General features: G+C 53.1%; 21 protein-coding genes and 1 tRNA gene. 5 read left to right on the plus strand and 17 right to left on the minus strand.

Annotated elements, in window-relative coordinates; genetic code table 11:
* Positions 1-23 precede the first annotated feature (23 nt).
* Complete coding sequence (locus AC6CHM_RS03980; protein ID WP_498172066.1) at positions 24-719, plus strand: sulfotransferase family 2 domain-containing protein; 696 nt, start codon at positions 24-26, stop codon at positions 717-719.
* 225 nt (positions 720-944) lie between these two features.
* Here AC6CHM_RS03980 and AC6CHM_RS03985 read toward each other — a convergent pair.
* Positions 945-1029, minus strand: a tRNA-Leu gene (locus tag AC6CHM_RS03985).
* Positions 1030-1257: 228 nt separating this feature from the next.
* On the opposite strand from AC6CHM_RS03985, the gene lipB reads away from it, so the two are divergent.
* The gene (lipB, locus tag AC6CHM_RS03990) at positions 1258-1977 is read left to right on the plus strand and encodes a lipoyl(octanoyl) transferase LipB (protein ID WP_498172067.1); all 720 of its coding nucleotides are present in this window, start codon (positions 1258-1260) and stop codon (positions 1975-1977) included.
* Here lipB and AC6CHM_RS03995 read toward each other — a convergent pair.
* A complete protein-coding gene (locus tag AC6CHM_RS03995) occupies positions 1974-3986 on the minus strand; it encodes an acetyl-CoA carboxylase biotin carboxylase subunit (RefSeq protein ID WP_307285390.1) in 2013 nt (670 codons plus the stop codon). The genes lipB and AC6CHM_RS03995 overlap by 4 nt on opposite strands.
* 62 nt (positions 3987-4048) lie before the next feature.
* Entirely contained in the window at positions 4049-4975 is a 927-nt protein-coding gene (locus tag AC6CHM_RS04000; RefSeq protein ID WP_115052935.1) for a DMT family transporter, read from the minus strand.
* Between the two features lie 181 nt (positions 4976-5156).
* Here AC6CHM_RS04000 and AC6CHM_RS04005 point away from each other — a divergent pair, with 181 nt between their 5' ends.
* Together AC6CHM_RS04005 and parE are read left to right on the plus strand one after the other, a co-directional pair.
* Entirely contained in the window at positions 5157-5531 is a 375-nt protein-coding gene (locus AC6CHM_RS04005; protein ID WP_498172068.1) for a helix-turn-helix domain-containing protein, read from the plus strand.
* A 124-nt stretch (positions 5532-5655) separates the two neighbouring features.
* On the plus strand, positions 5656-7761 hold the full coding sequence (gene parE / locus AC6CHM_RS04010; RefSeq protein WP_307285395.1) for a DNA topoisomerase IV subunit B: 2106 nt from the start codon (positions 5656-5658) through the stop codon (positions 7759-7761).
* A gap of 186 nt (positions 7762-7947) precedes the next feature.
* Here the strand turns inward: parE and AC6CHM_RS04015 are convergent, their stop codons facing one another.
* Genes AC6CHM_RS04015 through yajC form a run of 4 tightly spaced genes read right to left on the minus strand, consistent with a single transcriptional unit; the run spans position 7948 to position 11873 of the window.
* Positions 7948-8784 (minus strand): phytoene/squalene synthase family protein, encoded by an 837-nt coding sequence (locus AC6CHM_RS04015; RefSeq protein WP_354343829.1) that lies wholly within the window; start codon positions 8782-8784, stop codon positions 7948-7950.
* A 27-nt stretch (positions 8785-8811) separates the two neighbouring features.
* Positions 8812-9201, minus strand: a complete 390-nt coding sequence (locus AC6CHM_RS04020; protein WP_354343831.1) for an Mth938-like domain-containing protein — start codon at positions 9199-9201, stop codon at positions 8812-8814.
* 2 nt (positions 9202-9203) lie between these two features.
* On the minus strand, positions 9204-11474 hold the full coding sequence (gene secD, locus AC6CHM_RS04025) for a protein translocase subunit SecD (protein WP_498172070.1): 2271 nt from the start codon (positions 11472-11474) through the stop codon (positions 9204-9206).
* 57 nt (positions 11475-11531) lie between these two features.
* Positions 11532-11873: a preprotein translocase subunit YajC gene (yajC, locus tag AC6CHM_RS04030; protein WP_106663125.1), complete on the minus strand. Its 342-nt coding sequence runs from the start codon at positions 11871-11873 to the stop codon at positions 11532-11534.
* Positions 11874-12031: 158 nt separating this feature from the next.
* Between yajC and AC6CHM_RS04035 the strand changes: the two genes are divergently transcribed.
* On the plus strand, positions 12032-12895 hold the full coding sequence (locus tag AC6CHM_RS04035; RefSeq protein WP_498172647.1) for an ATP-binding protein: 864 nt from the start codon (positions 12032-12034) through the stop codon (positions 12893-12895).
* A 55-nt stretch (positions 12896-12950) separates the two neighbouring features.
* On the opposite strand, the gene AC6CHM_RS04040 is transcribed toward AC6CHM_RS04035, so the two are convergent.
* The 10 genes from AC6CHM_RS04040 to nagZ form a co-directional block, all read right to left on the minus strand.
* Positions 12951-14210 carry a peptidoglycan DD-metalloendopeptidase family protein gene (locus AC6CHM_RS04040; protein WP_498172072.1) on the minus strand — a complete coding sequence of 420 codons (1260 nt, stop codon included), beginning with the start codon at positions 14208-14210 and terminating at the stop codon, positions 12951-12953.
* Between the two features lie 135 nt (positions 14211-14345).
* A complete protein-coding gene (locus AC6CHM_RS04045; RefSeq protein ID WP_115052927.1) occupies positions 14346-14999 on the minus strand; it encodes a protein-L-isoaspartate(D-aspartate) O-methyltransferase in 654 nt (217 codons plus the stop codon).
* Complete coding sequence (gene surE, locus AC6CHM_RS04050) at positions 14996-15754, minus strand: 5'/3'-nucleotidase SurE (protein WP_336440013.1); 759 nt, start codon at positions 15752-15754, stop codon at positions 14996-14998. Before surE ends, AC6CHM_RS04045 begins: the two co-directional genes overlap by 4 nt.
* A gap of 17 nt (positions 15755-15771) precedes the next feature.
* Entirely contained in the window at positions 15772-17055 is a 1284-nt protein-coding gene (serS, locus tag AC6CHM_RS04055) for a serine--tRNA ligase (RefSeq protein ID WP_440809314.1), read from the minus strand.
* Between the two features lie 63 nt (positions 17056-17118).
* Positions 17119-17934, minus strand: a complete 816-nt coding sequence (tatC, locus tag AC6CHM_RS04060; RefSeq protein ID WP_307285424.1) for a twin-arginine translocase subunit TatC — start codon at positions 17932-17934, stop codon at positions 17119-17121.
* Complete coding sequence (gene tatB, locus AC6CHM_RS04065) at positions 17931-18551, minus strand: Sec-independent protein translocase protein TatB (RefSeq protein ID WP_115052923.1); 621 nt, start codon at positions 18549-18551, stop codon at positions 17931-17933. Before tatB ends, tatC begins: the two co-directional genes overlap by 4 nt.
* 66 nt (positions 18552-18617) lie before the next feature.
* Positions 18618-18845, minus strand: coding sequence for a twin-arginine translocase TatA/TatE family subunit (locus AC6CHM_RS04070; protein ID WP_115052922.1), 228 nt, complete (start codon positions 18843-18845; stop codon positions 18618-18620).
* A 179-nt stretch (positions 18846-19024) separates the two neighbouring features.
* The gene (gene scpB, locus AC6CHM_RS04075; protein WP_370878826.1) at positions 19025-19756 is read right to left on the minus strand and encodes an SMC-Scp complex subunit ScpB; all 732 of its coding nucleotides are present in this window, start codon (positions 19754-19756) and stop codon (positions 19025-19027) included.
* Complete coding sequence (locus AC6CHM_RS04080) at positions 19740-20582, minus strand: segregation and condensation protein A (RefSeq protein ID WP_498172075.1); 843 nt, start codon at positions 20580-20582, stop codon at positions 19740-19742. The genes scpB and AC6CHM_RS04080 overlap by 17 nt, the downstream gene beginning before the upstream one ends.
* A 28-nt stretch (positions 20583-20610) precedes the next feature.
* Positions 20611-21630, minus strand: a complete 1020-nt coding sequence (nagZ, locus tag AC6CHM_RS04085; RefSeq protein WP_498172076.1) for a beta-N-acetylhexosaminidase — start codon at positions 21628-21630, stop codon at positions 20611-20613.
* Between the last annotated feature and the right edge of the window lie 13 nt (positions 21631-21643).

Consider the following 21643-nt stretch of genomic DNA (forward strand, 5'->3'; position numbering starts at 1 on the left):
TCTCTCATTCAAAGAAGTTTTGCATGCTACTTCCATGGAAAACAGCAAGCCAAACCATGGTTGCCAGACTTTCTGGTTATAACGAGAGTTCGTATAGCGCTTTTTTCAGTTTCAATCCCATTTTGAATAGAATTGTCCACCAGCACATGACATGTGCGGATTTTGCCTGTTTACCGGAAAGCAAGTTAAACTATTTCATTGGATCATTCGTTCGAAACCCTTATGATCGCGTCTATTCGGGATTTCGTCAGCTGCAGGAAGACATTCGAACGCAGCCTTCATATATTTATGAAGCAGAATGGATCAAAACGCTGGTCATGAAACAATTGGACGAGAATCACCGACAACTTCAGGCGGCAGACTTTGACTTCGACAAATGGCTAGCCAGCGTGACTGAGGATCAAATTTACGAGATTGGATATAACACCAATTTCCCACTGCATCCCGGCCACTATTGGACCCATATAAACCAAACACAATTTGCGAACTTTATCGGCCGCGTCGAACACTTTGAAAAAGACTTTTCTGATTTTTGTTCGAAGGTGGGCATAGTAACAGAGGCGCGCAACGCAAACGTTGTAGATTTGGAGGGGGCAGCTTCTGAAAATCCATTCAGCTATCGATACATTAACCGAATGGATAAGAAGTCTATTGAAAAGATCAACTCCCTGTTTTTCCGTGACTTTGAATTATTTGGGTACGACCGTCTGCCTTGTTAAAAAATGCCGCTGACCTCGATATCTATCCCAGCCGCCGTTTTCCTTATCTCGATTGTAGCGACTGTGATTATAGCCGATCGATTCACCGTATGGATTGAGGCCTATATTGCTGCAGGCGTTGCAAGCCTCGCCAAGTCTGTGCGACAGACCACATGCACAAAAAGCAATACGGCGCCCGATGGGCGCCGTATTCTGCTTTATAATCAAATACTTGGAAAAGTATTATGGTGCGGTCGAGAAGACTCGAACTTCCACGTCTTGCGACACAGCGACCTCAACGCTGCGCGTCTACCAATTCCGCCACGACCGCACTGTGGTAGAAGCCGAACATGTCGGCTTGGCGCTAGTAGCAAATAGGTTTCCGGGAAACAAGCCCTATCACGCTTTATCTCAGATAGTTTTTCATAAACTTGTCAAAAAGCCGCTCTTGTCGCATCCCACTGGAAATAACCCGCGAAAAAGTCCATATGCGCGGGACCCATCCTTGATCTCCGCGCGCGGAGCATGACAGGCAGTCTTAATTGGAATTATCCGCTCTATGAAGTCCAGCCGCGATGAACTCGCTCCCGCCTTTTTACCCCTCGAGGGATCATCACCGGTGGCATGGGCAGTTGCCGACGGCCTCACTGATTATGATTTCGCCCTTGCCTTCATGGAAGAACGCGTCGCAGCCATCAGAGATGGAACAGCGTCCGAACTGGTCTGGTTCGTCGAGCATCCACCGCTTTACACGGCCGGCACGAGCGCCAAGGAGGTAGACCTGCTGGCAACCGACCGCTTCCCGATCTATGCAACCGGTCGTGGCGGCGAATATACTTATCACGGACCTGGCCAGCGCGTGGTTTATGTCATGCTGGACCTGAAAAAGCGGCGCGAAGATATCCGTGCATTCGTGACAGCGCTCGAACAATGGATCATTTTCACGCTCGCTTCATTCAATGTGAAGGGCGAACGGCGTGAAGATCGCGTCGGCGTTTGGGTGAGCAGACCGGAACGCCCAGCGCTGGCAGATGGCTCGCCTGCGGAAGACAAAATCGCCGCCATTGGCATTCGTTTGCGTAAATGGGTCAGTTTTCACGGCATCTCCATCAACGTCGAGCCGGAGCTGTCACATTTTGACGGAATTGTTCCGTGTGGCGTGCGCGGCCATGGCGTCACCAGCCTTGTTGATCTGGGGTTGCCGGTCGAAATGCATGATCTCGACCGCGCGCTGCTAGAATCTTTTGAAAGCGTCTTTGGCCCTATCGAGCCGGCTTAGTCAAACTCCATAATGACAGCGTCCACGGCAAGGCTGTCGCCCTGCTTTGCATTGATCACGGAGACGGTCAGATCGCGCTCGGCGCGCAACACATTCTCCATCTTCATGGCTTCAACGATAGCAAGTGTTTCGCCCGCCTTGACCTCCTGCCCGGCACTCACATTTACCGAGACGAGCAATCCCGGCATAGGACAAAGCAACAGTTTTGATGTGTCCGGCGGAATCTTGACCGGCATCAGCTTTTCCAGCGCCGCAACATGCTTTTGCATGGGATGGGCGATGACCGACATGCCCTTCCAGTCAATTCGCATACCGTTGGAAACGGGGCGCAACTGGGCTTTGACAGGGCGCTCGTTGACATAGCCATCCCAAACGGCCTCCCCCGGACGCCAATCGCTACGAACGGTGACAAAGTCCCCACCCCGCAAGGAGAGTTCAAGCTTGACGGGAGGTTTGGCTGCGCTGCTGCGAATAATCACCGGCACATAATCGTCACCAATCCGCACCTCCCATTCCGCGTGAATCCTGCCGGAATGCGGGCGCAGGCGGTCACCCAGACGGTCCAGGCGCTCTTTGCGTACAAGCTCGGCAGAAAGTCCAATTGCCGCCAGAACATCAAGGTCATCTACGGTTGGGGATATCGGCTGGAACCCGTCCGGAAATTCCTCGGCGATAAAAGCCGTTGAAAGCCTGCCTTCCCTCCAGCGGGGGTGCTGCATCAGCGCCGCGAGAAATGGAATATTATGCTCAATTCCGTCGACGACAAAATTGTCGAGCGCATCGGCCATCGCATCGACAGCTTCCAGCCGTGTCGGTGCCCAGGTGCAAAGCTTTGCCACCATAGGATCATAGAACATCGAAATTTCGGACCCTTCCGTCACGCCCGTATCATTCCGGATGACAGCTTTGCCCACAGGACCCTCCAGCGGCGGACGATACCGCGTCAGCCGCCCGATTGATGGCAGAAAATTACGATATGGATCTTCTGCATAAAGACGGCTTTCAACGGCCCATCCATTGAGCTTCACCTCGTTTTGCTTGATTGCAAGCTTTTCCCCAGCGGCAATGCGGATCATCTGTTCAACCAGATCGATGCCGGTAATCAGCTCAGTTACAGGATGCTCCACCTGCAAGCGTGTATTCATCTCAAGGAAATAAAAGTTGCGGTCCTTGTCTACGATAAATTCGACGGTGCCGGCGCTCTGATAATCAACGGCTTTGGACAGCGCCACGGCCTGTTCGCCCATTGCTTTGCGAGTTGCCTCATCCAAAAATGGTGATGGTGCCTCTTCGACGACCTTCTGGTTGCGCCGTTGTACGGAACATTCCCGTTCGCCAAGATAAATGCAATTGCCAAAGCTATCTGCAAGAACCTGAATTTCGATGTGGCGCGGATCGACAATGAACTTTTCGATGAAGATGCGATCATCTCCGAAGGAATTACGCGCTTCCGAGGTCGCGCGTTCAAATCCGTCGCGCACTTCAGCCTTGTTCCAGGCTATGCGCATGCCCTTACCGCCGCCGCCAGCGGAAGCCTTGATCATGACGGGATAGCCGATTTCTCCGGCGATCCGTTCAGCATGTGCAACGTCAATAATCACATCGGGTGAACCGGGCACAGTGCTGACCTTTGCCTCATTGGCAAATTTTTTCGATTCGATTTTGTCGCCCATCGCGATGATCGCGCGGGGCTTCGGACCAATGAATATAATGCCCTGCTTTTCCAGCTCTTCGCAAAAAGAGGCGCGTTCGGAAAGAAAGCCATAACCGGGATGGACAGCCTCTGCCCCGGTTTCCTTGCAAGCAGCGATAATCTTTTCAGGGACGAGATAGCTTTCGGATGCCGCAGCTGGTCCGATATGCACGGCCTCATCCGCCATCTCAACATGCACAGCATCACGATCAGCGTCAGAATAGACCGCTACTGTTGCAATTCCCATTTTCCGTGCAGACTTGATAACGCGGCACGCAATCTCACCACGATTGGCAATCAGAATTTTTTTAAACACTTAGACCTCCCAACAGATCTTTGTTTCTATTGTGAAACACAACTTTGCTCAACAGCTGTCAATTAATTGTACGCCGGTTCCGTGGTCTCTCGCTTCTTGCCCTCGCGCCAGATCAGATAGGCGCCTGATGCAACGATGATGATGATCCCGACCCATTTAGATGGCGTTGGAAAATCACCGAAAACCAATAAGCCGATGAGAACTGCCATGACAATTTCGAGATATTGGAATGATGCCAGCAGGGAAGCCGGTGCAAGTCGTGAGGCATGTGTGATCAGGAGATGTCCGATTGTGGCTATCAATCCCATCATGAACAGCAAAAACCACGACATGGCATTTCCTGGCATGGCGAATGTCATGTCTTGAATACCCAGAAATGCAGCAGGTATGAGGGCAATCAAAACGGTAATCGTTCCGCCAATCCCGGCATAAAGCTGCATCACAAGCGGCGTATCGACAGTGCCATAGCGGCGATTGAGGATAAGGTAGATTGCAAAGACCGCTGCTGTTCCAAGCGGCAGCAACGATACCCACCCAAACAGCTCCCAGCTTGGCTGTATGACGATCAATGTTCCAATGAAGCCGATTGCCACTGCAACCCGGCGTCGCCAACCAACTTGCTCCTTTAGAATAAGCGCCGACAAGACGGTCAACATCAGTGGCTCAACGAAAAACACCGCCATTGCGTCTGCGAGCGGCATATATTTGACGGCTGCATAAAAGCACAGGCTGCCAATACCCATAAGGAAACCGCGAAACAGATTTCCCCACAGTTTCACAGGTATCAGGGATTTGAAGCCCGTCATGGGCACAATGATCATCATGGTCAAAATGGTTTGGACAACAAACCTGAAAAGCGTAGCTGTTGCAGGCGGCAGGCTGTCAAAGACCGAAAGCCATTTGGCTATAGCGTCCATCATAGGCAGGAAGAACATGGCGGCAGCCATCGCAGAAACGCCCCGCACCTGTTGTGAGGTCGTATTTTCCATCGCCAATACCTTTCTGAAGAAAGTCCGCTGGTAGGAATTTTGGCATATCTGCTCCACCAGAAAAAGCAATCTCGGCGCCTAAACAATCTCGCGCAATAGCTGCAAAATTTGACTTTTGGGGCCGTAAATGGTGCAACGAGCCCTCCCAAGACTGAAAAAATAAGAAAAACTGGAGAATTCCATGAATTTTCGCTCGAATATCATGACCGAAACGCCTGACATGGACACCATGGGTGGACGGCTGCTACGGGCTCGCGATGCCAAATCCATGAGTGTTTCGCAAGTTGCCGAGCGCATTGGCGTCAAGACCCAGACAATCCTTGCATGGGAGTCGGACCGGTCAGAGCCGCGGGCCAATAGGCTTGTCATGCTTGCCGGGTTTCTCGGTGTTACGCCAACATGGTTGATGCACGGTATTGGTCAGGCCCCTGTGGATATCGCTGAAGATGCGGCGACCATCAATGCCGAAATAAGCATACTCAAGAACCATCATGAAAAACTCGGCAATCGGATTTCCAATCTGGAAGATCGTATAGCAGCGCTCAAAGCAGCGTAAAATATGGGGATTCACCGTTATGTTCAGCGGCGAACCTTGGAACATATGGCGAACGCCCATCGCGTTTAAACCGGAACCATGCAAAGATTAAAAGTGATTCGAAACCATAAAATACTGGCCTGCCATGGATGATACTAACGACCTATTTTCAGCAATCGTGAAGACTGCACGCGAGCGGCAGGAAGCAATAGCACCGGCCCAAAAAACCGAAGCACCTTCACAGGTTGCTGCGGCTTTGCCTGTTACGCCGACCAAGCCAGTTCCGGCTCGCGCTCCTGCGCGTGCCGTTCCGGAAACGAGCGGTAATTATAACGCGTCGGACATTGAGGTTCTCGAAGGTCTGGAGCCGGTTCGGCGTCGCCCCGGCATGTATATCGGTGGCACGGATGAGCGGGCGCTGCATCACCTTTTTGCTGAAGTCATCGACAATTCCATGGATGAGGCCGTTGCCGGTCATGCCAATTTTATTGACATTGATCTGGATGAAAACGGCTATCTCTCAGTAACGGATAATGGTCGTGGTATCCCGGTCGATGCTCACCCGAAATTCAAGGATAAGTCCGCCCTCGAAGTCATCATGACGACATTGCATGCGGGCGGTAAGTTTGATTCCAAAGTCTATGAAACATCCGGCGGTCTGCATGGTGTCGGCGTATCAGTGGTCAACGCGCTTTCCGACCATCTTGAGGTAGAAGTTGCGCGAAATCGACGCCTTTATCGCCAACGTTTCTCACGCGGCATAGCGCTTGGCCCGCTTGAAGAAGTGGGTGAAGTGCAAAACCGTCGTGGCACGCGCATAACTTTCCATCCGGATGCAGAAATCTTCGGGCAGGAAGCAAAGTTTGATCCAGCGCGCCTGTACAAGATGGCCCGTTCCAAGGCTTATTTGTTCGGCGGCGTTGAGATTCGTTGGAGTTGCGCTCCCTCGCTGCTCGATCCCAAGGATCCGACACCGGACAAAGCAGTTTTCCATTTTCCCGGAGGTCTAAAAGAATATCTGGCCGCTTCGCTGGGCAAGGATTTTCAAGTTACCCGCGAAATGTTTGCGGGCAAGACGGAAAAATCCGGCGGGCATGGATCAATGGAATGGGCGGTTGCCTGGTATGGCGGCGATGGGTTCGTCAACTCCTATTGCAACACCATTCCCACAGGCGAAGGTGGAACGCATGAAGCGGGACTCCGCATCGCCCTCACCCGTGGGTTGAAAGCCTATGCGGAACTGACGAACAACAAGCGGGCATCGATCATCACCACCGACGACGTGATGATTTCATCTGCTGCCATGCTTTCCGTCTTTATTCGCGAACCTGAATTTGTCGGCCAAACCAAGGATAAGCTTGCAACGGTGGAAGCACAGCGCCTTGTTGAAAACGCCATTCGCGACCCGTTCGACCATTGGCTTGCTGCATCGCCGCAAGAAGCATCGAAACTGCTCGATTGGGTGGTGGACCGCGCGGAAGAGCGGGTAAAACGCCGTCAGGAAAAAGAGGTCAACCGTAAATCAGCGGTGAAAAAACTGCGTCTGCCGGGCAAACTGGCTGATTGCAGTCAAACCGGAGCGCTCGGTGCAGAACTCTTTATCGTTGAGGGTGATTCCGCGGGCGGTTCCGCAAAGCAGGCGCGGGATCGTGCGACGCAGGCTGTTCTGCCGTTGCGCGGCAAGATTTTGAATGTTGTCAGCGCCGGCCGGGAAAAAATGACGGCCAATCAGCAGATTAGCGATCTTATACAAGCGCTTGGCTGCGGTACCCGGTCAAAATATCGCGATGAAGATCTGCGCTATGATCGCATCATCATCATGACCGATGCTGACGTTGACGGCGCTCATATCGCATCGCTCTTGATCACATTCTTTTATCAGGAAATGCCCGACCTTATCCGCAATGGCCATTTGTTCCTTGGCGTCCCGCCACTTTACCGCATCGCTCAAGGCGGAACAGTGGCCTATGCGCGCAACGACGCCCATAAGGACGAGTTGATGAAGACGCTTTTCACGGGTCGTGGAAAGATCGAAATCGGCCGGTTCAAGGGACTGGGCGAGATGCGCGCCGATCAGCTCAAAGAAACCACGATGGATCGCAAGAAGCGCACGCTGCTTCGCGTTCAGATTGATGAAGAGTGGGCCAATGAAACGCGCCTTGCAGTCGATGATCTGATGGGAACGCGTCCTGACGCGCGCTTCCGGTTCATTCAGGATCGCGCTGCCTTTGTTGAAGAGCTGGATATTTAGAACAAGGTGGCATGAGCTTCATGCGTAGTTCGCCCTTCGACAAGCTCAGGATTGCTTACCATGAGGAAGGTGGCTTGGCTGCATAGATAGCTATGAGTTAGCAGAACTACTCCCTGCAAACCTCAACCTTCCTCACGGTGAGCTTGTCGAACCACGCAGAATAAGTCTTGCAGCCAAGTCGAATAATCAACCTATCGATGCTCTAAACGTCGTCCATTGGCGGCGCAGAGGTGAGATTTCTGCGATCTCGGTCGACGCATCGAAACCCTTTGCTTTCAACCGCTTCAAGTAGACGGGCGTCAGCCAAACGGGCAGGTAAGCGGGGCGCAAAGATTTCGGCAACCCTTCAGAACCTGCCTGAAATTTGGAAAAATGATCCTCAGCCAGCGCGATCATGGCCGCGACAGCACGCTCGGTCGCTTGCCGGTCAGTGCCATCCAGCAGGACCTGCGAGGTACACCCCACAGCGCTAAGTACATCAGCAGGTATATAAACTTGGCCGCGACGGCGGTGTAGCGGCAAACTCCGCAAAAGTCCTGTGATGGCTTGGGCAACACCGGCATGTCCTGCAAGATCGGCATGCTTTGCCGCCTGCTCCGTGTCAAGGATCAGCGATGCAAGCTGGATCATGGCTGAAGCCGTTTCTCCGCAATAACCTTCCAGATCATTTCGGCTCGGCATGGGATCATCGTAAAAGTCAAAAATCCGCGCTTCGCAATAATTGTCGAAAGCCGCATGGGGCAGATTGTATGTTTGAATAGTATCCACAAGGGCGGCGGCAACCGGGTTACCTGCTGCTGCACCATGCTCTGTGCCATTGATCAGATCGCGCCACCATTGTAGCCGCACTTCGCCCGGCAAAGGATCGTGAATCAAATCGCGAATCCGCGCGATTTCGACATTAAACGCGTAAAGAGCCGCTAAAGCGCCCCGCTTGGCTTCCGGTGCATATAAGACAGACAGATAGCGATCAGGATCGGCGTCCCGCAGCAACTGGATGCAGTGAGTTTCATTGACATTCATGGGGTGAGATATAGCCGGACCGGAGAATTAATCCACCGCAAACAACGCCGCAGCGACGGCGCGGTTTTCAGCCAAGAGCACATTATAGGTACGCACCGCCGCGCCGGTGCTCATCGGATCGGATGAAATACGGTGCTTGCGCAATATTTCCCGCAACTCTTCCGGCAAACGGCGCAGTTCTGTACCAGTGCCGACCAGCAGGATTTCAATTTCCGCAGATTGTTCGAGAACAAGGGCCAAATCAGCCACAGTCGGTACGGGCGGTGTTTTTGGCTCCCAGCCATGTATCCCGGAAGGAAGGCACAGGATCGAGCCGCGATGTGACATATCGGCAAACCGAAAGCCGCCATTGCCATAAGCGTCAATGGGTGCGCGCCCTGGAAAATGCGCATCCCTAATCTCTATGCCTTTTGCCACTTTTAAATCCTGCTTTCGTCGGTAATTGGCGCAGGATGCTGCTCATCCATGACGTCGCGGCCCTTCAGCCCGAAGAGCATCAATAGCGGGCCAGCAACGAAGATCGAGGAGTATGTCGCAACAATAATGCCTACACCGATGGTCAACGCGAAGGAACGCACGTCATCGCCGCCATAGAGGTAAAGCACAATGAGGGCCAGAAAGGTCGCCAGAGACGTGAGAATGGTACGTGATAGCGTTTGATTAATAGACGCATCCAATATGCTGGACAGCGAAACATTGCTGCCATATTTGCGCAAATTCTCGCGTACCCGGTCATAAATGACCACTGTATCGTTCAGCGAATAGCCGACAATCGCCAGCAAGGCGGCAATGCTCCAGAGATTGAATTCCATCTTGAAGACAATGAACATCAAAAGCAGAAGCAGCACATCGTGGATCGTTGCGAGAATAGCACCGAGAGCAAAGTGCCACTCAAATCGGAACCAGACATAGGCAAAGATCAAGACGAGGCAAAGGCCCACAGCCAAAATGCCTGCTTGAGACAATTCCGATGATACGGACGGCCCAATGACATCTACCCGTGGAAGATTATACTCGTCCTGAAACTCGCCGCGGATTTTGACCCCCACGGTCTGTTCCGCATCTTCGCCTTCGCCCTGACTTCCCACAGTAATCAACGCCCGGTCGTCGGATTTGAAGCGTTCGATCTTCACGTCACCTATATTGAGTTCATCGAGGCGGCTGTAGACGTCATCAAGATCGATTGCACCTTCCGACGATTGCATTTCGACCATCGTTCCACCCTTGAAATCAATGCCGAAATTCATCCCGATGATCAGGAAAAGCGCAATCGCTGCAATGCTTGAAAGGGCGGAAAAGCCCAGCGTCAAACTCCGCAGCTTCATGAAGGCGATCTTGGTATTGTAAGGAACAAGCTTGAGCAGCGCGCCGGGCACTTCTTTTGGCTTGGAGCGTTGCACCCAAACCGAAACAAGCAATCGGGTCAAAGTGAACGTGGTGAACAATGTCGTGACAATGCCGATGGTAACCGTCAGCGCAAATCCATGCACGGGGCCGCTGCCAAGTGTGAAGAGGACCAGAGCTGCGATCAATGTCGTGATATTGGCATCGACAATAGTTGCAAGAGCACGGGCGAAGCCCGAATCTATAGCCTGGATAACCGAGAAACCAGCCCGCCTGTCCTCGCGAATACGCTCATAAATAAGTACATTGGAATCGACAGCCATTCCGATGGTGAGAACGATACCGGCAACGCCGGCAAGCGTGAGCGGCGCACCGAACAATGTCAGGACGGCCAAGATGAGAATGACGTTCACAACCAGAGCAATGCTGGCGATCACACCCAGCAACCCATAAGTCAAAAGCATGAACAGGATAACCAATGCTGCGCCAACAAGGGCAGCGATTTTCCCGTAGGAGACGGAGGCAGCACCAAGGTCAGTACCCACGGTGCGCTCTTCAATGACAGTTACACTGGCAGGCAGCGAACCGGCGCGCATGACGAGTGCGAGATTGCTGGCACCTGAAAGATCGAAATTTCCAGCAATTTGCCCCGTATTTCCGGGTATCGCTTCCTGAATAACAGGAGCCGAGAGAACCTGATTATCGAGAACAATGGCGAATGACTGTCCGATACCGGCCTTTGTCGCCTTGGAGAAGCGATCCGCACCGACACTGTCGAGGTGGAATGTAATCACCGGCTGCTGCGTGGCCGTGTCAATTCCCGCTTGTGCATCGACAAAATTCTCGTTGGTAACGAGCGGCTCTTTTTTGACGAGATAGGCAACAGGCGGATCGTCAAAAGAGTAGACTACCTCATCGCCTTCGGGCGGCGTGCCGTCTATCGCCTGCTGCACGGGCACGGAAGAATCGACCATGCGAAAACTTAATTCGCCTGTGAGACTTAGAATGTCCTTGAGTAGCTGGGAATCGTAAAGACCAGGCACTTCAATCAACACCCGGCCATTGCGTTCAGTCACAACATGCGGGTTGGCGTAGCCAAGCTCGCTGAGACGGCGCGTAAGAACTGCAACGGTGGCATCGGTATCAGGCAGATGTTCTTTATCCACCTGCAGGCGCATGCGTGAGCCGCCTTCAAGATCAAGCCCGAGAGCAAGCTGTTTCTTGGGTAGCCAGTCCGGCAAACTGTCCAGCTGGCTCTGCGTAAAGGCATTGGGAAGCGAAAGTATCAGTCCGGCAAGGACCACAGTCCAGATGAGAACAGTCTTCCAGCGGCTAAAGTAAAGCATACGGTCGCAACCTCAAGAATCAGAAGGGCGGCTCCAGGGCCGCCCATCACTTAAGCTTTATTTCTTGTTGTCGGCAACCGGTTCGCCTTTAACGCGAACATCTGCAACCATGCCACGAAGAACACGAGCCTTTACGCCATCACCGATTTCAACGTCGAGCTCACCAGTGTCTTCATAAACTTTCGTAACCTTGGCGATAAAACCACCACCGGTAATAATGGTGTCGCCGCGGCGAATATTCTTCAGCTGCTCTTCACGCTTCTTCGCGGCTGTACGCTGCGGGCGGATGATCAGGAAATACATGATCACGAAGATCAAAATGAAGGGAAGAATGCTCATCAGCATTTCCGGAGCGCCACCGGCACCCGTTGCCTGTGCATATGCGGGAGTTACGAACATAGAACCTCCAGATAGATCAAATTTGAAACAGTCAGAACCAGCGCAATACAATGTTTAAGCTGGCAAAAGCAACAGTACAAAACCACCACGACTGCTTTTCCATTATCAGTCAACATGATAGTGACGTTCAAACTGAAGAATGTAAGGGCATGTCTGGTATGATTGAGGAATTGCTGAGCGAAAAACTTGACCGTTTGATTGCTGTGCTAGAGCGCATGGCGCCGCCAACCCCGCAGCCTGTCAATCTGGAAATTGCCGATTGTTTTGTATGGAACCCATCCCGTCTCGGTTTCGATCCCGTCAATAAGGTCAATCGCGTCGACATTTCCTTGATCAGAGGTGTCGATACGGTCCGCGACATTCTCTTTGATAATACCAAACGGTTTGCCGATGGCATGCAGGCAAATAATGTTCTGCTCTGGGGTGCGCGCGGCATGGGCAAGTCTTCGCTTGTGAAAGCCGTGCACGCTTCGGTAAATGCTGAAGCTCCGGCCGTCGCTCACCCGCTCAAACTCATTGAAATTCACCGCGAAGACATTGATAGCCTGCCAGCCTTGATGGGCATCATCAAGAATACGCCCTACCTGTTTATCCTGTTCTGCGATGATCTTTCTTTCGACCATGATGATACGTCGTACAAATCATTGAAAGCCGCGCTCGAGGGCGGTGTCGAAGGCCGCCCGGACAATGTGATTTTTTATGCGACATCGAACCGCCGCCATCTGCTCCCGCGGGATATGATCGAGAACGAGCGTTCAACAGCCATCAATCCATCGGAAGCCGTAGAAGAAAAGGTGTCTCTATCGGACCGCTTTGGTCTTTGGCTTGGATTTCACAAGTGTAGCCAAGATGATTATCTTGCAATGATCGACGGCTACGCCGCACATTTTGATCTGGCTATGGAAAAAGATCAGCTTCATGCGCAGGCACTTGAATGGTCAACCACGCGTGGCGCGCGCTCCGGTCGCGTTGCGTGGCAGTTCATACAGGATCTTGCCGGGCGCCTTGGCAAAAAGCTTTAAAATAAAAAAGCCCGTATCGAAACAATACGGGCTTTTTTGGAAATCAATGAACTGACTATAGTTCGAGATATTTTGTAGGATCGACAGGCGTCGAATTCTTGCGAACTTCGAAGTGAAGCTTCGGCGTTGTAGCATTGCCAGTCATTCCGGATGCGCCCAGCTCTTCGCCACGCTTGACCTTCTGGCCGCGCTGAACGTTCAGCTTGCTCGCATTGCCGTAAACGGTGACCAAGCCATTATCATGGCGGACCAGAACCGTATTGCCGAATTCCTTCAGTCCATCGCCCGAATAGATCACGACACCGCTTTCGGCGGCCTTGATTGGGGTGCCTTCCGGAACCGAAATGTCTATGCCGTCGCTACCTTTGCCGTAATTGGCGACAACGCGGCCCCGTACAGGCCAGCGCAATTGCGATGCACCCGAAGCCGATGGAATTGATGCGACTTCCTTCTCCGCTTCGCCTGCAGCCTTTTCACTCGCTTGCGGCGGGGTATAGGGCTTGGCTTCCGATCCGGCGGCGGCTGTAGCAGGCGCAGCTGCAGCAGGTGCGCTTGCTACAACCTTAGGCTGTTCGACAGGCGGTGTAGCAGCAGTTTTCACCTGGTCAGTGCCGCCCTTGGGCTTCATCGTATTGGCAACATTTTGTGCCAGCGATGAATTGGACGGCGGAATGATCAGCGATTGCCCGAGACGGACTGTTCCGTCCTGCATATTATTGGCTTGCTTGATCGCATCGACATTCGCGCCTGTCTTGCGCGAAATGGCATGAAGCGTATCGCCGGATTGAACCTTATAGGTGCCGCTTGCCGTTGAAGTCGTGATGGGTTTTGCTGCGGCCTGCGCGGGCGCAGTAGCGGCAGGCATTCTGGCTTCGCGTCCATCTGGTGTCTTCAAAGTTGCAGACCCTGCGGGCGCTGTCTGCATGGGTGCCGCCATGGCGACCTGCTGCTGACGTACTGGCGCATTGTTCGCAACGGGAGCGAGAGCCGGGCGCGAAGGCTGCGAGGAAACCGGCGGCAATGAAGAAGCGCTTTGGCTGCCAACGGGCGGCAGACTACCGCGCTGAACACCGCCCGATGAGCGGATCGGCGCATTATTGACCGAAGCAGTGTAGGTTGAATCGACCGGCGCCACCGAACCACTGTTCTGGGTCTGCATGATCGATCTCTGGTTATCACTGTAACCAGAGCTGAAATCTGCACTGGAGAAACGTGACACCCCGGAGCTGCAACCGGCAGCAATGCCGGCAACTGTGAGAATGGCGGCATTGAGAGCCAACCGCCGTGACGCTTTGTCTAGTGTACTCAAACGCATCGCTTAATCCCGCCCGTACTCATACAAGAATATTAGACGCATTAGATCGCGTTAATGTTACCCGACCGTTAAAACTTTCGAAAATTTGCAAAAAATTCACCAAGCTCGTAAACGCTTGGCTCGGCCGCAGTCAGGTTAAAGCGCCGAGGAAACCCCTTCGGCCAAGGGCAGGAACCTTACGCGCATCAACTCCTGCTGGTCAAAACGGCTGCCAATCTTTGTTAGACGTGCAACTGTCTGCTCCCCGTCAACAGGGCCGATAGGCGCCACCAAAATACCGTTGGACGAAAGGAGATCGACAAAATGCCTTGGCATAGCGTCGAACGCAGACCAGACGATGATCCGGTCAAAGGGGCCATCGCTTGCGAGCCCCAACCGCCCGTCTGCATGTTTGATAATACAGTTTTCAATTTTCAAAGCCTGAAGACGCTGCTGCGCAAGCTCAACCAGTGTGCGATAGCGTTCAAGTGATAGGACACGTCCTGAAAGCCGGGCCATGACGGCGGCGGTAAAACCGGAACCCGTTCCAATTTCCAAAACCCGGTGCGATGGTTCCAGCTCGAGCGCCTTGATCAACTGAGCCTGAAGGTCCAGGCCTTCAATGAATTCTCCGCACTCAATAGGCAATACGCCCTTACTATAAGCGACATTGCCAAGGTTACCGCTCACGAAACTCATGCGAGGCGTGGCCTCAAGAGCGCTCATCAATCTCTGGTCGCTTAGGCCCAACCTGCGCATACGCAGCACAAAAGCCGCAAAACCTTCACGCTCGGACATGGCCGGTTTCATATAAATGTTTCCTCAAGAACGGCTCGCATCTCATGCGCGGTCAGATCAAGCTGCAATGGCGTTATGGAAATGTAGTTGTTGCGGATCGCAGCGACATCGCTGTTTTCGGCAGGCACATCCTTACCCCGTCCATATCGAAGCCAGTAATAGGGCAAACCCCGCCCATCGTGACGCTCTTCAATCGTCAACCCGTGCGAAAGCTTTCCCTGTACCGTCACGCGGGTGCCTGCGATCTCGGAAGCCTGGCAACTGGGGAAATTAATGTTGACGAGAACGCCCTTGTTCAATTCAACACCAAGCACTTTTCGAAGCACATCCGGAGCGCGCTCTTCCACAATCTCCCATGGCAGGACGCGAGCGCCACCGTTGAGATTATACTCTTGCGATAAAGCGATGGATTTGATCCCCAGCAAAGTGCCTTCAATGGCTGCGGCGATCGTACCCGAATAAGTTACGTCATCTGCAGTATTTGATCCGGAGTTGACGCCGGAAAGCACAAGATCTGGTGGCTCGGGCATCACATGCTTGACGCCCATGATGACGCAATCGGTCGGCGTGCCGCTCACTGCAAAATGGCGGTCATCAATCTTGCGCAGCCGCAATGGGTTGGAAAGCGTCAGCGAGTGAGCAAGTCCACTCTGGTCCGTCTCAGGCGCAATGACCCAAACATCGTCAGAAAGCTGGCGGGCGACACGTTCAAGAACACTCAGACCTTCCGCATGAATTCCGTCATCGTTGGTCAAGAGAATCCGCATCGCCCTACCCCGTTTGTTTAAGCCGCTTTTTCGATCCGTGTCAGCCCACCCATATAAGGCACAAGTGCTTGAGGAACTGTAACGCTGCCGTCTTCATTCTGATAATTTTCGACAACTGCAATCAAAGCGCGGCCAACAGCAGTGCCCGAACCATTCAATGTGTGGACAAAACGGGTGGATTTCTCGCCCTCTGGCCGGTAACGGGCATTCATCCGCCGGCCTTGAAAATCACCGCAAACAGAACAGCTTGAAATTTCGCGGTAGGATTTCTGTCCCGGAAGCCAAACTTCCAGATCATAGGTCTTTTGCGCGCCGAACCCCATATCGCCGGTGCAAAGCGTCATGGTACGGAATGACAGATCAAGGCGCTTAAGCACCTCTTCCGCGCAGGCAGTCATGCGTTCATGCTCTTCGACGGCGCGTTCCGCATCGGTGATCGAAACCAGTTCCACCTTCATGAACTGGTGCTGGCGCAGCATGCCGCGCGTATCACGCCCGGCGGAACCCGCCTCGGAACGGAAACAAGCCGTCAAAGCAGTCATACGGATTGGCAGATCGCGAATATCGAGAATCTCGTCGCGCACCAGATTGGTCAGCGGCACCTCGGCAGTGGGGATGAGATAGCGGCCGTCAGTGGTCTTGAAGAGATCTTCGGCAAATTTCGGCAATTGCCCGGTGCCATAAAGCGTATCGTCATTGACCAATAGCGGCGGATTGACCTCCATATAGCCATGCTCCGTCGTGTGCATGTCCAACATGAACTGACCAAGAGCCCGTTCCAGCCGCGCAAGCTGGCTCTTCAAAACGGTAAAACGGCTGCCGGACAGGCGCGCAGCCCGCTCGAAATCCATATATCCAAGCTTCTCGCCTATTTCGAAATGTTCTTTCGGTTCAAACGAAAAGTTCTTCAGATGGCCGACGCGGCGCGTTTCCACATTGCCGCTTTCATCCTTGCCCAGAGGCACACTATCCAGCGGAATATTGGGCAGCACTTCAAGCGCCTCAGTGAGCGCGCGCTCTAGCTGGCGCTCTTCCTCTTCGGCGGAAGTTAGTGCTTGCTTGATGTCGGCAACTTCCGCCTTCAACTGATCGGCCGCAGCCTGATCTTTGGCGGCCATCGCCTTGCCAATTTCCTTGGAAGCGGCATTGCGACGCTCCTGCAGCCCTTGAGATTTTGCTATGGACTGCCGCCGCTTTTCGTCAAGCTCTATCAAGCGCGACGAAATCGGCTCCATTCCGCGCTTGGCCATTGCGGCGTCGAAAGCCTGCGGATTCTGGACGATCCATTTAATGTCATGCATGAGAGTAAAGCCGTACTGGAATAATTATATCTTATGGGGCGAACCCCGGCGAACTGGAGAGTGTCAGGACGAGATTTCGCTCGACTGTGCTTCTGTCTCAGCCGCACGCTTTTTCTCGATCAGACGCGCCATCCAGATGGAAATCTCGTAGAGAAGGATGGTGGGAAGCGCAAGACCGATCTGGCTGACAGGATCAGGCGGGGTAATCACCGCGGCAACGATGAAAGCAATCACAATCGCATATTTGCGCTTTGATCTGAGACCTTCATAGCCGACCAACCCAACCCGGGCCAAAAGGGTCGTCACAACCGGCAACTGAAAAACGAGTCCGAACGCGAATATCAGCGTCATGATAAGGCTGAGATATTCGGAAACCTTGGGCAGCAAGGAAATTTGCACTTCACCGGCCCCGCCGGTCTGCTGCATGGCAAGGAAGAACCACATAACCATCGGCGTGAAGAAAAAGTAGACCAGAGCACCGCCCATGAGAAACAGAATTGGTGAGGCGATCAAAAACGGCAAGAAGGCCATGCGCTCATTCTTGTAGAGCCCGGGCGCAACAAATTTATAAATCTGGGAAGCAATAACAGGGAAGGCAATGACGATACCGCCAAACATGGCAATCTTGACCTGCGTGAAGAAAAACTCCTGTGGTGCGGTGTAAATCAGCTGCGCCTTTGCCGGATCAAATCCTGCCCAGCCCACTGCCCATTGATAGGGAATAACCAACAGGTTGAAAAGCTGCTTGCCAAAATGGAAGCAACCCAGGAACGCGACGAAAAAAGCCAGCAGAGCCCAGATAAGACGACGGCGCAGCTCAATCAGATGCTCTATCAGCGGCGCTGAACTCTTGTCGATTTCATCGTCGGTATTGCTCAAGATTTCGTCCCCGTATCACTGCTCTTGGCACGTGGCTTAGCCGTCTTTTTGACCGGCGCTGCGGCTGCTTTGGCAGCAGTCTGTTTTGTGACAGTCTGTTTTGTTGTGCCTGGCTTAACAGCGACTGCCTTTGCAGGCCCCGCGCTGGCGGGTTTAGCGGTCGTCGTGGTTTTGGGGGCTGCCTTTGGCTTGGCCGCAGCCCTCGGCTTTTTCTTTGGCTCGTCAACAGGCGGCAATGGCTCCATCACCACAGGTTGCGCCTGCGTGGCACCGGGCGCTGATGGGTCGGGAATGGCCACATTATCCTTCGCCGTATCCGTCGCATCTTTCAATGTAGAGCGTATTTCCTCGCCTATTGTTCTGACGGGATCGAATACTTTGCGTATGTCATTGCGCGGGTCGAGGCTCTTTGCATCATTTATAATGCCACGAACATCATCAAGTTCGGCTTCTTTCAGAGCTTCATCAAACTGCTTGCGAAACTCACCTGCAGTTGCCCGAAACTTAGTCGTCGCCTTGCCGAACGCACGCAGCATTTTGGGCAAGTCTTTCGGACCTACAACCACAATCAGAACGACCGCGATGACCAGTATTTCCGACCAACCAACATCAAACATTTATCATGCTCCAGCCACAACGCGGCCATTCAGCCACGCGCAGGGCAAGGCTCCCGCCCTTACCGTTCAAGACTTCTTGGTCTTTTCCTTGACTGAATTCACTGGCTCACTTGTCGTGTTGTCAATGGTCTTGGAATTATTGGCGTCCGCAGCATCTTCGTCGCTCATGCCGCTTTTGAAGTTCTTGATACCCTTGGCAACATCGCCCATCAGCTCAGGAATTTTGCCGCGTCCGAAGAGAAGCAACACGACCGCAAGCACGATAAGCCAGTGCCAGATTGAAAAACTACCCATTTTACCCTCACATTCGCCCAGTGGTTTGAGCTGATCTAAGCTTTTTCCCCGTGCTTTTCAAACACAAGTCGCTTTTGTTCTTTCACATTCGCGTAAACCCAGCGCAAGCCCGAATTGATTTGCGAGGTACGAATTTTGCCTTAAGGGACTATCCGCCGCAAATGTGGCGAGAAATAATGTCACTCCTGCTCAACCTTAGGTGTCAAAAGGCCCAGTTCTTCCAGATCGATATCTGTCAAAGGATCTTCATCCTCGGTCAGTTCGTCCGGATCGTTGAAAGGCACAGGAATTGCAAAATTGGTTGGCATGCGGGCGGAAAGCAGCCCTGCCCCGCGCAGCTCATCTATGCCGGGCAGATCGCGTACTTCCTGTAACCCGAAGTGATCGAGGAACGAGGCTGTTGTTCCATAAGTTATGGGGCGACCGGGCGTGCGGCGACGCCCCCGGAATTTGATCCAGCCCGTTTCCATCAGCACATCAAGCGTGCCCTTGGAGGTTTCAACACCGCGAATATCTTCGAGTTCCGCACGCGTTACCGGCTGGTGATAGGCAATGATAGCAAGCACTTCGAGAGCTGCCCGCGACAATTTCTTGAGCTGTACAGCCTCGCGATTCATCAGGAATGCAAGATCTGCGGCAGTGCGGAATGCCCACGCACCACCAACCTGCCGCAGATTTATACCGCGATTGGAGTATATTTCCTGCAACTCTCCCAGCAACATCGCAACGTCAACATCCGATGGCAGGCGCTCTTTGAGGGCTTTTTCTGTTACAGGCTGCGCCGATGCAAACAGGATCGCCTCAACCATTCGCAACGCGTCTGATGTTTTGACTGCCGTATTCCAGTTGTCCTCAGCCTCTTGCCTGTCAATTTTGACATCGTCATTTGCAGGATCAGCCATTGACCACATCCTTCATTGGTTCTTCCGGCCGGTTGCGGAGGTAGATCGGTTTGAAAGCGCCCGTCTGGCGGATTTCCAGATGTCCCTCGCGGACCATTTCAAGACTTGCAGCAAAAGAACTTGCTATTGCCGAAGCACGTTCTGCCGGAGTCGTAATAAATTCCAGCAAATATTGGTCCAGCGCGGTCCAGTCTTTCATCTCGCCAACGAGACGCATCAATATTTCCCGAGCATCCTTGAGCGACCAGACGGAACGCCGCGCAATCTGCACATGCGAGGTCGCGCGCTTTTGCCTTTGTGAAGCATAGGCAGTCAGAAGCTCATATAGCGTGGCTGAGTAAGCATTTGTCTGATCAACAATAACAGCTTCCGGCATGCCACGGGGAAAGACATCACGGCCAAGACGATTGCAGTTGATAAGCTTCATCGCCGCGTCGCGCATTGCCTCAAGCCGTTTCAGCCTGAATTGCAAAGTGGCGGCCAGTTCTTCGCCGCTTTCACCTTCTTCACCCGGAGCTTTCGGGATGAGCAGCTTCGATTTCAAATATGTTAACCAGGCGGCCATGACCAGATAATCAGCCGCCAGTTCAAGGCGAAGGGCCTGTGCCTGCCGGATAAACACGAGATATTGTTCAACAAGGGCAACAACAGAAATTCGCGCCAGATCGACGCGCTGATTTCGCGCAAGATGCAGCAAAAGATCAAGCGGCCCCTCAAACCCTTGAATGTCGATGACAAGGGAAGGCTCGCCGGCAGCGCGATCAACCTGGCTCTCCCAAAGCGCCTCCATTGGAGCTGCTTTGTTGCCATTCATGTTTTTTTCGCTAACTGCCAAACCTGTCTCGCTTCCCTGTTATCGCACTTTATACAACCGCCTCGAACATGCTGCGGAATTCGTCCCTGAGCTCTTCTTCACTGGAAGCGTCGGGTTTCCGTTTGTATTTTATGGCCTTTACCGCCCGTTCGAGTGCCTTGCCTTGCAGCTCCGGAGTGCATGAGGCAACCGCCGTCATTTGCTCCATAATCCCGTGACAATGAAGCACCATATCCAATCCTGCCGCAAAGATTGCTTTGGTTCGGTCGAAGTAATCCCCAGAAAGTGCATTCATGGAGACGTCATCGCTCATCAAAAGCCCGTCAAAGCCTATATAGTCACGGATAATCTCTTCGACCACCTTACCAGACGTCGTAGCCGGATATTTAGGGTCGACCGCTGAAAAGATCACATGAGCGCTCATGGCCATTGGCAGATGCGATAGCGCTTTGAAGGGCGCAAAATCATGCTCAGCCAGTTCATCCAGCCCGGTCGCAACGGTCGGTAGCTCGTGATGCGTATCAGCAAAGGCCCTGCCGTGACCGGGAATATGTTTCATGACCGGCAGCATGCCGCCCGCCAGCAATCCTTCTGCTGCCGCACTGCCCATGGCTGTTACAATGTCCGGATGCTTGCCATAGGCGCGCGTACCGATCACATCATTGGCACCTGCCACCGGCACGTCCAGCACTGGCAGGCAATCCACGTCAATGCCAAGCTTCAATAGATCAAACGCATGCAGGCGGGACAAAAGCCAAGCCGCCCGCAGCCCCTTCTCCTCATTTTCGCGGTAGAGAGCGCCCAGCGCCGAACCCGATGGATAATCAGGGGCCAATGGCGGGCGTAAACGTTGCACACGTCCACCCTCCTGGTCGATTAGCACAGGCGCATCATTGCGCCCGACCAGATCACGCAAATGCGCGCACAAATCTTCGATCTGTGCAGCTTCGCTCACATTGCGTGCAAAAAGAATAAAACCCCAAGGACGTTCATCGCGAAAAAACGCAATCTCATCCGGAGTCAGTTTCAGGCCGGTGGTACCGGCAATCCATGCTTTTGATTCGCTCATATTGGGAGTCTAC

Source organism: Phyllobacterium sp. GQ127 (assembly GCF_059758635.1).